The sequence below is a fragment of the Peribacillus sp. V2I11 genome, from assembly GCF_030817135.1.
GTDB classification, from domain to species: domain Bacteria; phylum Bacillota; class Bacilli; order Bacillales; family DSM-1321; genus Peribacillus; species Peribacillus simplex.
On record NZ_JAUSYW010000001.1, the window covers coordinates 5,029,154 to 5,042,108 of the forward strand.

12 protein-coding genes are annotated in these 12,955 nt (G+C 34.1%); 9 read left to right on the top strand and 3 right to left on the bottom strand.

The annotated features are described in order from the left end of the window. Positions 1-37: 37 nt before the first annotated feature. The 3 genes from QFZ73_RS24580 to QFZ73_RS24590 all read right to left on the bottom strand — a co-directional run bounded on the left by QFZ73_RS24580 (position 38) and on the right by QFZ73_RS24590 (position 2,268). Positions 38-445: a hypothetical protein gene (locus QFZ73_RS24580; RefSeq protein WP_307271814.1), complete on the bottom strand. Its 408-nt coding sequence runs from the start codon at positions 443-445 to the stop codon at positions 38-40. Between the two features lie 144 nt (positions 446-589). After that, the gene (locus QFZ73_RS24585; protein WP_251435989.1) at positions 590-1,246 is read right to left on the bottom strand and encodes an acetyltransferase; all 657 of its coding nucleotides are present in this window, start codon (positions 1,244-1,246) and stop codon (positions 590-592) included. Further along, on the bottom strand, positions 1,243-2,268 hold the full coding sequence (locus tag QFZ73_RS24590) for an SDR family NAD(P)-dependent oxidoreductase (RefSeq protein WP_251435987.1): 1,026 nt from the start codon (positions 2,266-2,268) through the stop codon (positions 1,243-1,245). Before QFZ73_RS24590 ends, QFZ73_RS24585 begins: the two co-directional genes overlap by 4 nt. Positions 2,269-2,724: 456 nt before the next feature. Here QFZ73_RS24590 and QFZ73_RS24595 point away from each other — a divergent pair, with 456 nt between their 5' ends. From QFZ73_RS24595 to QFZ73_RS24635, 9 genes are all read left to right on the top strand, one after another. After that, entirely contained in the window at positions 2,725-3,843 is a 1,119-nt protein-coding gene (locus tag QFZ73_RS24595; RefSeq protein ID WP_307271820.1) for a DegT/DnrJ/EryC1/StrS family aminotransferase, read from the top strand. Then, entirely contained in the window at positions 3,840-4,886 is a 1,047-nt protein-coding gene (gene neuB, locus QFZ73_RS24600; protein ID WP_307271824.1) for an N-acetylneuraminate synthase, read from the top strand. The genes QFZ73_RS24595 and neuB overlap by 4 nt, the downstream gene beginning before the upstream one ends. Then, positions 4,879-6,039 carry a UDP-N-acetylglucosamine 2-epimerase gene (gene neuC / locus QFZ73_RS24605; protein WP_307271830.1) on the top strand — a complete coding sequence of 387 codons (1,161 nt, stop codon included), beginning with the start codon at positions 4,879-4,881 and terminating at the stop codon, positions 6,037-6,039. Before neuB ends, neuC begins: the two co-directional genes overlap by 8 nt. A gap of 352 nt (positions 6,040-6,391) precedes the next feature. After that, entirely contained in the window at positions 6,392-7,852 is a 1,461-nt protein-coding gene (locus QFZ73_RS24610) for a CDP-glycerol glycerophosphotransferase family protein (RefSeq protein ID WP_307271833.1), read from the top strand. A 386-nt stretch (positions 7,853-8,238) separates the two neighbouring features. Continuing rightward, positions 8,239-8,952 (top strand): acylneuraminate cytidylyltransferase family protein, encoded by a 714-nt coding sequence (locus QFZ73_RS24615; protein WP_307271835.1) that lies wholly within the window; start codon positions 8,239-8,241, stop codon positions 8,950-8,952. Beyond that, positions 8,945-9,745 (top strand): SDR family oxidoreductase, encoded by an 801-nt coding sequence (locus QFZ73_RS24620; RefSeq protein WP_307271839.1) that lies wholly within the window; start codon positions 8,945-8,947, stop codon positions 9,743-9,745. The genes QFZ73_RS24615 and QFZ73_RS24620 overlap by 8 nt, the downstream gene beginning before the upstream one ends. 86 nt (positions 9,746-9,831) lie before the next feature. Beyond that, positions 9,832-10,662, top strand: coding sequence for a Gfo/Idh/MocA family oxidoreductase (locus tag QFZ73_RS24625; protein WP_307271841.1), 831 nt, complete (start codon positions 9,832-9,834; stop codon positions 10,660-10,662). After that, positions 10,643-11,467, top strand: a complete 825-nt coding sequence (locus tag QFZ73_RS24630) for an SDR family oxidoreductase (protein WP_307271844.1) — start codon at positions 10,643-10,645, stop codon at positions 11,465-11,467. Before QFZ73_RS24625 ends, QFZ73_RS24630 begins: the two co-directional genes overlap by 20 nt. 15 nt (positions 11,468-11,482) lie before the next feature. Next, positions 11,483-12,952 carry a UDP-N-acetylglucosamine 2-epimerase gene (locus tag QFZ73_RS24635; protein ID WP_307271847.1) on the top strand — a complete coding sequence of 490 codons (1,470 nt, stop codon included), beginning with the start codon at positions 11,483-11,485 and terminating at the stop codon, positions 12,950-12,952. Positions 12,953-12,955: the final 3 nt, after the last annotated feature.

Below are 12,955 nucleotides of genomic sequence, written 5' to 3' on the forward strand. Positions count from 1 at the left end.
ATCTAATCTAAAAAAAGCAAGCCAGAGTAAAAACCAGTTATGTTAGCTTGCTTAAACACGATGAGTAAAGTAGCTTATTATGATTTATGCGTGTTAATGGCAGTTCTCTAATAATTTCCCCTAAAGCATTTTTCCCGGTGACAGATAAGAGGACATCATCTTTAAGTGAAAGCTCAATTTGAATTTCAAAGCGGTTAAATTCTGACACTTCTATTTCTAAAGAGAAACCAAACTCTTCCTCTACACTACCCTCAAAACTTTCTGCTTTGTTTTTTGGACCATCTACATCAAATACTGCTATTTCAAATTTGTCCTTCTTTTTTTTACTATTATTTAGAATGTTTACTACGACAGTGTGAAAAAGCTTGTCCAACGTAAATGAAGGGTCTAAGGAACCGTCACCATTCACGTTTTCAACAGGACCTGTTGAGTATAGTACTGACATAAAATTCAATCCCCCTTTTTATAGTAGAAATTTGACTTTCATCCATTATTTATATGAAATAATTGGAATAAATGTTATGGATAAATAGTGGAATTCGAGAAAAATGGTTAAAATTTATATAGATTAAGGTAAGCAAGATTAAATCTAAATGGTTTTCTTACACTGTTTGTCCTCTAAAAGTTTTATTACTTGAGCTGGAACACCATAAGCCAAGCTGAAGTCTGGTATGTTTTTTACTACCACAGAACCTATCCCGATTATACAGCCTTTTCCTATTTTTACATTTGGTGCTACAGAAACCCCAGTCCCTAATTCAGTTTTTGTTCCAACTGAAACATGACCTGCTAAACGGGAACCTGGTCCAATATTTACAAAATCACCTATCATACAATCGTGATCAACGCTTGCAGAGGTATTGATAATACAGCCTCTACCAATTCTTGTAGACGCATTAACTACTGCACCTGCATTTACAAAGGTACCTTCATCTATAGTTGCAGAAGGGCTAACAATAGAGTTCTTGTGAATAATAGAAGCGATGATTAGTTTCTTTTGTTCTAACTGTTCTAGCTTTTTTTCCCTGATGGTAATATCTCCAATCGCTACATGCCAACTATCAATAACATTTTCATGTAAATGAATCATTTTTTCTTCATCTAAAACGATGGGATATGGAAGGAAAAAGGGATGATTAGGAAGTGCTTTTGAAAAACACGTAACCTGAACATAATGACCGAAGGATTTAATGGCTTCAAGAACTACTTTGCTGTGACCCCCTGTCCCGATTATTCCCCACTTCATGTTCGGTCAAGATCCTTGAGTATTTGGAGAACTTCCTTCTGAGTAATTAGATTAACTTTATCTGATCGATAATCAGATAAGTATAATTTCTTGAATAGGGTTGTATCGGGGGAGTTAGGTGAAATTACATACATCTCTTCGTTTTCATACAAATTTTCAAGTTCCGATTCCAGTACTAATTCTTCGTATAATTTTTCTCCTTGTCTTATGCCAATGATTTGCACTGCAGGTTCTTTTACCTGTTTTTGTTTTGAATACTCTTTTAAACCAACTACTAGGTCTGAAAGCTTTAAAGCTTTCATTTTAAGAATGTAAATTTCTTCGCCCTCAGCATAAGCGCCTGCCTTAATAGTAAGGAGAACTGCTTCTTTGATAGACATAAAAAAACGTGTCATTCCAAGGTCGGTAATGGTCAAGGGATCTTGATTCATAAGCTGTTCAAATAGGAGAGGAAAGACAGAACCGCGTGAGCCGAGAACATTCCCAAAACGAACAGAAGAGAACTTTGTATGGTGATTATTTAATTTTAAATTAGCCTGCTTAAATAATTTTTCTGCTAAAAGTTTTGTTACCCCCATGGTGTTTGTCGGGTTGACTGCCTTATCAGTACTAATATTTATGACTTTCTTTACTCCATTATTTATGGCAGCTTCAATAATATTTAGACTCCCTAAAAGGTTTGTTTTTATGGCCTCATCTGGATTTTCTTCGCATATGGGTACCTGTTTCAATGCAGCAGTATGAAAAATATAATCTACCCCTCGGGATACATATTCCACTCTCTGAAAATCGCGAATATCTCCCAGTATATAATAAATGTTATTAAATTTTTTCATTCTTTTTTTCATTAAATATTGTTTGCTATCGTCTTTACTATAAATAATGATTTTTTTAGGAGAATATTTGACTAGTTCCATTACGATTTGACTGCCAATTGAACCAGTGCCGCCAGTAATGAGAATGACTTTATCCTGATAATGATCATATAGATCAGGATTAATATTTAAAGAAGAACCTTGCAAAATATAAAACCTCCTAATTAATAAGATTTGGTAAAAATTATCATTAATCATATTATGTAGATCTATAACAAAAGGCGTTAGTGAATTCAAACATTTTACAAGTAAATCTAGAAAAGGATTGGAAAGTTCCTTTTAATTGAAGAATAATGGAATGATAATATTTTCCTTGGATAAAGTATTTTATGAGAAATATCGAATGGAGGCATAGCATGGGGTACGCCTTTTATTGATAGGCTAGGTTTTTGGTGTGAGCAAAAATGACTTATCTTAATATAATAAAAAGACTTCAGTTTTTCGTTAAGTACAAAAACTCATAAAGAGTTGAATGACTAGAGTAAAAGCGTTGCCAATAGCCCCTTAAATTAAAACCATCGGGATCTTAGTAATTTTTAGAGGTTGAATCCAAAATAAATATTTTAGAATAAGCTCTTATTTAGATTAGAAAGGAGAATGTATGTGCAAATTCCATTATCTAAGCCTGATATAACTCACATAGAAAAGACATATGTAATGGATGTTTTGAATACAGGGGAATTAAGTTTAGGGAACAAAATTATCGAGTTTGAGCGGAAATTCCAAGATTTATTAAACGTTCCCTATGCAGTAGGAATGAATAGTGGTACTAGTGCTCTGCATGTTGCAGTTAAGGCATTGGGGCTTAAGGAAGGTGATGAGGTTATTACGTCACCGTATAGTTTTGTGGCTTCAAGTAATTGTTTACTCTATGAAGGAGTAAAGCCTGTTTTCGTGGATGTTCATCCTGATACAACCGTTATGGATGAAAGATTAATAGAAAAAGCAATTACAGATAAAACAAAAGCAATTTTAGTTGTCCATATATTCGGTCACCCTTGCAATATGGATGAAATTATTAAAATAGCCAAAAAATATAATTTAAGGATCATTGAGGATGCCTGTGAAGCAATCGGGGCTACCTGGAATGGCAGGCTTGCCGGAACCTTTGGAGATGTAAGTGTATTTGCCTTTTACCCCAACAAACAAATAACAACGGGTGAGGGAGGAATGTTAGTTACGAATGATGAACAAATATATAACATGGCAGCCAGTCTACGAAATCAGGGTAGAAGCATAAGCAATGAATGGTTAAGTCATGAAAGGCTCGGATACAATTATAGACTTTCAGATATCCATGCGGCTATAGGAGTTGCCCAAATGGAAAGACTTCCAGAAATCTTAAAAAAACGGGAGAAGGTTGCCGAACAATACCATAAGCTCATAAATGAATACCAAGTTCCAGTGATGTACTTAAAAAATCATCAACATGCAACGATTAGCTGGTTTGTATATCCTGTATTGCTTCCTGAATATACGAATCGGGATAAAGTGTTGGAAGAGCTTCTTAAAAAGGGCATTCAGTCAAAACCATATTTCCCATCGATACATTTACAACCTTTTTATAAAGATCTTTTTCAAACAAATGATGGTGATTTTCCAGTCTGTGAAATGTTGGCAAAACGATCTCTGGCAATTCCGTTTTTTAATGATTTAAGTGAAAAGGAACAAAAATATGTTATGACAACTCTGTTAGATATATTAACGAGGGATACTCAATGAAACTAGAATTAAAGCAAAGATTGATTGACCGTAACAGTCCAACATTCATTATTGCTGAAATCGGAGTAAATCATAATGGGTCATTAGAATTAGCTGAAAAATTAGTGGATGCGGCCATTGATGCAGGTGCAGATGCCGTGAAATTTCAAATGTTTGACACCGAAGAATTGACAACAAGACAAGCGGATTTAGTGCAGTACCAAAAAAAGACGAAGGAAAAAAACCAGTATGACATGTTAAAGAAATTAGAGCTATCATCTGTTGAATTCATAGATCTAAAAAATTACTGTGACAAGAAAAATATTATTTTTTTAGCAACTCCCTTTGATTTGAAGAGTGTTGATTTTTTAAACGATTTGGATATGTCCGCTTTTAAAGTGGGAAGCGGAGACCTTACGAACTACCCCCTCTTAAAACGTATTGTTGAAACAGATAAACCAATTATTCTTTCTACGGGAATGTCTTTAATATCCGAAATTGACCAAACTATCGCCTATTTAAGGGCATTAAAAGAAAATTTGCAAATAAGTATTCTTCATTGTACCTCCAGTTATCCAACTCCCGAGCAACAAATCAATTTAAAAGTCATTAGCGATTACTTAAAAAGATATCCTTTTGTGATCGGCTACTCGGACCACTCAATCGGGACCCATATTCCTATTGCCGCGACTGCTTTGGGTGCAAGGATTCTCGAAAAGCATATAACCCTAGACAATACCTTGCCAGGTCCGGATCATTTAGCTTCTATTGATATAAAGGAATTCAAGGAAATGGTTCAATTAGTGAGATTAACGGAAATATCCCTTGGTTCCGAACAAAAGCAGTTAACGGCAAATGAAAAAAGAGTGAAACCTTTAGTAAGGAGGAGCCTTTATTTAAAATCAAATGTCCCCATCGGAACCATTATTTCAGAAAATGATCTTATCGCTCTTCGACCGTTAGCTGGAATAGAGGCTAATGAATTTGAAAAAGTAATCGGGAAAGTCTTAAGAGTTCCAAAAAAGAAACATGAACCTTTATCGTGGACTGATTTCAATGACTAAAAAAGAAGTTCTTTGTGTTACTGGTACAAGAGCAGACTACGGAATCTATCGGCCCTTATTGCTTAAACTGGAGGAGAATTCGGAATTCGACCTCTCCCTTATCGTAACGGGAATGCATTTGTTGGGTGAGTATGGGGAGACCATACAAGAGATTAAAAAAGATCAACTAAGGATTTCAGCAACTCCTTCGATTTTAGTGAAAGGTGATAATAAGGCTTCCATGTCCCAATCGTTAGGGTTAGGAATCTTATACTTTACTGAGATTTTCAAGGTAAATAACCCCGACTTCTTATTGGTTTTAGGAGATAGAGGGGAAATGCTTGCTGCTGCCATCACTGCTCATTATTTAAATATCCCAATTGTTCATTTTCATGGAGGGGAAGTGAGCGGATCGGCTGATGATTCCATTCGTCATGCGATCACAAAATTAGCACATCTTCATTTTGCTTCTACGGAAAAATCATACAGGACCTTACTCCGATTAGGTGAGGAAGACTGGCGGATACACGTGATAGGCAGCCTTCGAAAAACTGAAATTAATCAGGTGAAAAATCAGTCCATTTCTGAAAATGAGTTGTTTAGGAAAAAATATTCTATTCAATCTAATAAAAATCTCCTGATAGTGGCCTTTCATCCGGATTCCCGTGATGCTGTCCCTGTTGAAAAACAAGTGGAGACTCTACTTCGTTCATTAAAACCAATTTGTCATGAACAATTAATCTTTATTGGGGCAAATAGTGACGCTGGAGGGGATTTCTTTAATCAAAAAATAAAGGAATTTTGCCACTTTAATAAAGCTGCAACATCTTTTTATCATTCAATACCGCAAGAGGATTATTTGTTTCTTTTAAGTCAAGCGAACGTATTGGTTGGCAATTCCAGTAGCGGATTGATAGAAGCGCCCTTTTTTAATCTCCCGTATGTCTTAATAGGAAATCGGCAAAAGGGAAGAGAACGGGGGAGTAATGTAGTAGAGACTCCCTATAATGAGGGCCAAATTATCGCAGCAATAAAAACTGTTTTGCTAACGGAAAAGAAAATTAGTTCAAACCCATATGATACTGTAAAATGTCCGGAAACCCAGGTTATTAAGGTGTTAAAAGAAACGACGCCTGATAAATGGATGTTAATCAATAAAAACTTTAAAAATTAATACAAGGGGAGGAAGCAAAGCCTTTCCCTATAAAAATTAAAACTTCTCTGTTAAAAGCCCCTTATTGCTTGGACCCTTGACTTAGTGTAGGAAATACCTGAAATCGATAAAGTCTTTATAAAAGGAAATTTCTAAACACGATTGGAAAGGACTTCAATTAAAAATCTATCCTTTTACTCGTGGTAGTTATAAGCAGAGTATTAAAGTTCATGTAAAAATAGTCCAAACTTCATCATGGTTTGTATTTTGACTACAGTATAAAAAATGATTAGACCTTTATTAAAACATGTAAACTTCTTCAGGTTAACATGTAAGGAGAACAAACTATATTTATGAGCAGGAGGATTATTTAGTGTTTGGTGAAAATGAGGTGAATAATTACCATTTATTGAAGTATTCTGTATTGTATGATTTTTTTGTTAGCTTTTCTTCGATAAAAATTTATGGCTTACCAATAGCACAATGTTTAGCGGCACAATTTTTAGTCCATATAAAACCATTTGTTGATAAGAATCAGGTAAATCAAAAATTCATTAAAAAATTTCGAATGCAAAAAAACTTTGAGACAATGGGGGATATTAATAAAACACTATTAGCCTTCGATAATATTTCTCAAGTATCGATTCAAAAAAATAAGAAATCAATGCTGCTTTCTGATGATTATTATGCGTTTGCGGTTGATCAACTAAAAGAATACGAAGTCACATTATATGGTGTTCTTCATAATGAAAATCATACTAATCTACCAAAGCAGTTTAAAAATTATCTATTTAGGGAGGAAATAATGAAAGTTAATAACCAGGTGGTTAAGCAGAAACAAGCCCTTTTAAAAAAACAGGCGGATGAAAAGGTAATGAACCTATCGCAGCATTATTACTTCAGTACACCGTCATTTAAACAATGGTTTTCAAAAGCGTGTATTAGCATCGTTAAATGGGTTTATATTTTAGACAAGCTAATTTTAAAGACGAGACCATCTGTGATTATAATTCCTTCCGAAGCAAGTCTTTATGGCTTTATACTTGGACTACTTTCGAAAAAATACCAAGTTCCATTTGTCAATATGCCAATTTCAGCAATTGGAGATCGTTCCATAATTCCTTCGAGAGCCGACTATTATTTTGTCTGGGGACAAAATCAAAAAAACTGGTTTATTAAGCGAAAGATTAGAGAGGATACGATCACTGAAACTGGAAATGTGAAATTTTATTATGAAAAGAAAAAAACGGCTATTTTAAAAGAATCCCTTTATGGAAAATTTAACATTCCAAGTAATCATTATATCTTAGGTTTCACATCACAACCGTTTCAATCAAATGATAAGATTGAGGAATGGATAGATGCAATTCCGAATAATCTCCCGATAACCATATTAATCAAAAAACATAGGTTTGATCAGTACAAATACCCGTCAATAAACAAAAATAAGAATGTTAAAATCCTACCTAGCCATTATCCATTATACGATTTTTTATATAGTGTACATTGTTTAATGACCATCTCATCCACTACTGCATTTGAAGCTGCACTCTTAGATAAACCACTGCTAATTCTTCAACCTAGTATACCCTACCATTATGTAATAAGTAATAATCAAAACAATACTTATTTTGCACAAGCTCAAGCAGGGGAAGTAATAGAAAATGAGACAGAATTAATTCAAGCGGTAACAAAAGTAACAACGGATCCAAGCTATGTTGGCCATTTACTAAAGAAAGGAAAAAAATTTCTGTCAGAAACAATTATTACTGTAGATCAGGCACCTATTTTAGCGAAAAATAAAATAGAAGAAATTATTATGAAACAAACATAATTGGTAGCCTTATTTGGTTGGGGATTCGTAAAAAAGGTAAAGTGAATCTTCAGGGGAGGAAAGTTGGGAATTTAGCAGTAATAACAAATAATAAGGGATCCATATCTCAATCGTTAGGATTAGGAATATTAAATTTTTGTAAAAGTTTAAAGTTAAAGAATCACGATTTTCTTGTTATTTTTAGAGGATAAAGGTGAAATGCTTGTTGCTTCAATCCAGCCTATTATTTAAATATCCTCATCGTCCATTTTCATGGCGGTGAAATTAGCAGATGATTCAATACATCATGCAAATTACAAAATTTGCACACATACATTTTGTAACTAGTGAAAAATTTATCGTACTTTACTTTAATAATAGCTAAAACCAGTGGGGGGTGAACAAAAATGTATAAAAACAAAAAGATTATTGTTTTAGTACCAGCAAGGGGAGGAAGTAAAACAATCCCCTATAAAAATATAAAACTACTATGTCAAAAGCCTCTTATTGCTTGGACCCTTGATTTAGTGAAGGAAATGCCTGAAATCGATAAAGTTGTCGTATCTACTGATGATGTAAATATTTCAATCGTTTCTCAATATTATGGAGCTGAAGTAATAGAGAGACCTGACCAATTATCAACAGATGATTCTATGTCAATAGATGTAGTCAAGCATACAATGGATGTAATGAAAGAACAGGAAGAAACCTATGATATTATGCTCTATTTGGAACCTACCTCTCCTCTTCGATCAAAAGAAGATATCTATGATTGTTTAGATCTTCTCATTGAAAATAATCAAGGGTATACATCAGTAGCAACTTTTTCAAAGGCTGAATTAAATCCAATAAGGGCCTGGGCTTTAGATGGTACAAGTACAAAAACATTTATCGAACATGCAAATCCATTTTTGCCTCGTCAAAAGTTACCCAAAGCTTATCAGCTGAATGGTGCCGTTTATGCTTTTTATCTAAGCACAATAAATGAAGAAAGTAAAATTTTTCTTGATCAAAATACAGGTGGAATTATTATTCCGAAAGAAAGAGCCGTAGATATTGATGAAGAAATAGAATTTTTTTTAGCCGAAATGCTCATGGAAAGGAGAAGAAAAAATGAATAATAGTATTGAAAATCTATTTTCTCTTAAAGGGAAGGTAGCTTTTGTGACGGGTGGGGCAGGTTACTTGGGAACTTCTATAACCGAAACACTTGTCGAGTTAGGGGCAAAAGTAATAATTGGAAGTCGTAACTTTTCAAAGTGTGAAGAAAAATGTAAAGAATTGGAAAGTGAATTAAATGTAAAAGATCAGCTGTTTGCAATGGAAGTGGATGTGACTAATTCAACTAGTATAAGTAACGTTTTTAAAGATATAGAAGAGAGCTTTGGACAACTAGATATTCTTGTTAACAACGCTTGGTCAGGAAATAAAAATTCATTTGAAAGTATTTCAGAAGAAGATTGGCAATACGACATAGATATGAGCTTATCCTCTGTTTTTAGATGTGTAAAAACAGCTTTACCATTATTAAAAAATTCTAAAGGAGTCATTTTAAACATTACCTCTATGTATGGACATACTGCTCCAGACTATAGAATTTACGATGGTGCAGAATTAACAAACCCACCTAGCTATGGAGCTGCAAAAGCAGGTGTGATACAACTGACAAAATATATGGCTAGCTTTCTTTCCCCCTATCAAATTCGAGTAAATTGCTTAAGTCCAGGTCCTTTCCCTCATCCAGCTACACAGAAAAATAAGCAATTTCTGAAACAACTTGAAGAAAAAAACCCTTTAAATAGAATAGGTGAACCTCATGAAATTAAAGGAGCGGTGGCTTTACTCTGTTCAGGTGCTTCAAGCTATATAACGGGACAGAATGTATGTGTAGACGGGGGATGGGCCGTTTGGTAACAAAACTCGGCATAATAGGGTTAAGTCCTGGAAACGGTCATCCTTTTTCTTTTTCAGCAATCATCAATGGGTATGACGATGGAAAAATGAAAGAATCAGAGTGGGACGTTATTTATAGATACTTGAACACAAAGGATTTATCCGATTTTGGAATACTTGATGCAATAGTCACCCATTGTTGGACACAGGAGGAAGAGTCAACAAAAATATTGGCTGGAGCTTGTAATATTGATCATGCCGTTAAAAGAATAGAGGACATGATTCCGGAAGTAGATGGTGTCATCATTGCAAGAGATGATTATGAATCCCATTATCCGATTGCGAAGCTTTTTCTTGAAAAGGATATTCCTGTATTTATTGATAAGCCCTTAACCTTGAATGTAGAGGAACTTTCATATTTTATCCCGTTCTTAAAAACAGGGAAGTTAATGAGTTCTTCTAGCTTTAGATTTTCTGATGAAGTATGTACGGCTAAAAAGAATGTTCATCATGAGCAATTGAATTTTTTTAGAGGTTCCATTGTGAATGATTGGGAAAAGTACGGTGTTCATTTAATTGAAGGTTTTTCGACTTTAACGAGTTTTGAGCCAACAGTGGTTGAATATCAACCTGGACCAATTGATTCTTATTTAATTTACTTAATGAATCAAGAAGTGTTACAGATTAATTGCCTAGGTAATATGAACCCATTATTTAAAATGGAAATATTTAATGAAAATCAATATATTACATTCGATGTCAAAGATAACTTTTCCATGTTTAAAAGGATGTTGTGGCACTTTATACACTCTATCAAAACAAGAAATCCTGTTATAGAAGCCCGAGTTACTGTTAATATTATGAAGGTTTTAATTGCTGGTAACATCTCAAAATCAGAAAAAAGGCCGGTGACAATTGATGAAATTGGACTATACTAATCTTTTTTCTTTGAAAGGGAAAAATATCGTTATTACAGGGGGACTGGGCTATCTAGGGAAAGAATGTGTAAAAGGATTTGCGCAACATGGAGCCAATTTAGCGATTGTTGATCTTGATAAAAAAAAGACGGAAAGTTTCGCTAAAGAAGTTGCGGAACAATATAATATTAAAGCAATCGGAATATCTTGTGATGTCTCAGTTGAAGTTGAAGTCCAAAAAATGATCGAACAAGTAACGAATGTTCTAGGAAACATCAATGTACTTTTTAATAACGCAGCTACCAAGTCAAGGAACCTAGATGCCTTCTTTGCCCCATTCGAGGATTATTCTCATGAAGAATGGAAAAAGATCATGTCTGTAAATTTAGATGGGATGTTCTTAGTGGCGAAAAATGCAAGTAAGCAAATGATGAAAAATGGAAAAGGTGGTTCCATCATTCAAACCGCCTCTATTTATGGTGTAGTCGGACCAGATCACCGGATTTATGATGGAGCGTACTTTTTGAATCACAAAATTAATTCACCCGCTGTATACTCAGCTTCAAAGGCAGGGGTAATCGGATTGACAAAATATTTAGCTACTTATTTGGCTGAACACAATATACGCGTCAATACATTAACTCCCGGTGGACTTCAAACAGGACAAAACGAGGAGTTCATCCATAATTACTCGAATAGAGTCCCTCTTGGTCGTATGGGTTTAGTTGAGGAGATGGTAGGAGCCGTTATATTTATGGCTTCAGATGCTTCAAGTTATATGACGGGGCAAAATATTATTGTAGACGGTGGATTAACAGCTTGGTAAAGAGGGGTCTTATAAATGTATGGTGAAATGGAAGTAAATGATTATCACTTGCTAAAATATTCTTTGTTATATGATTTTTTTCTGTACTTTTCTTCCGTGGAAATTTACGGCTTGCCAATAGCGCAATGTTTGGTAGATAAATTTCTTGTGCATATTCAACCATTTGTTGATCAGAATTTGGAAAATCAAATGATTATTAGTCATTGTCGTAAGCAACAACTATTCATGACGATGGGGGATATTAATCAAAAATTAATAGCCGTTGCGAACATTTCTACGGTAATTATTAAAAAAAACAAAAAATCTATACTCCTTTCGGATGAATATCATGCTTTTGCAGTTGATCAGCTAAAAGAATACCAAGTGACATTCTATGGAGTTCATCCTAATAAACATCAAAATAATCTCCCAAGCCAGTTTGAAAGTTTCCTATTTAAAGATGAAATGTTGAAAATTAATGGTCAGATGGTTAATCAACAAAAAAGGCTTTTAAAAGTACAGGTGGATCAAATGTTAAGCTCTAGCCCCCCTCATTATTACTTTAGCACGCCATTATTTAAACAATGGTTTATAGCAGCCTGTATGGGGATCATTAAGTGGGTCTATATTTTGGAACAATTAATTTTACAAACGAGGCCAATGGTAATTATAAACCCTGTAGAGGCAAGTGTTTTTGGTGGAATTCTTGGGCTGCTTTCAAAAAAGTACCAAATACCATATATTAACATGCCCATCATGTTAATTGGAGACCGATCAATCACACCTTCTAGAGCCGACTATTATTTTGTATGGGGGAAAAATCAAAAAAACTGGTTATTAAGTCGAAAGATTAAACCAGAAAAGATAACTGTAACCGGAAATATAAAATATTATTATGAGATGGAAAATCATCCTACTACAAAAGAATCGTTTTATGAAAAACACAACATACCGAGTAATCATAAGATTCTTTCATTTACAACTCAACCATTTTTAAATACAAATGATAAACTCGAGCAATGGATGTTAGATATACCAAGTAATCTTCCTGTGACTATATTAATCAAAAAACATAAAAACGATAAATATGAATATCCGTTAATAAGGAAAAACAAGAATGTTAGAATAGTATCGAATGATGATCCTTTATACGAATTTTTATTTCATATAGATTGTTTGATGACCATATCCTCTAATACCGCAATTGAAGCTGCTCTTTTTGATAAACCGCTCCTCATCCTACAACCTAACATTCCCTATCATTATCAATTAAACCACAATCAAATCAATGCGCACTTAGCAAAAGCTCAAGCTGGAGAAATTATAAATAATGTGACTGACCTAATTCAAGCTGTTAAAAAAGTAACCACCGAGCAGAGTTATGTAGATCTTTTAATAAAAAAAGGAAAAAAATTTCTGACAGAGACGATTTTAACCGTGGACCAGGCTCCTATTCTAGTGAAAAATAAAATGGAAGAAATAATATTGAAACAATCGAAATCATAAATG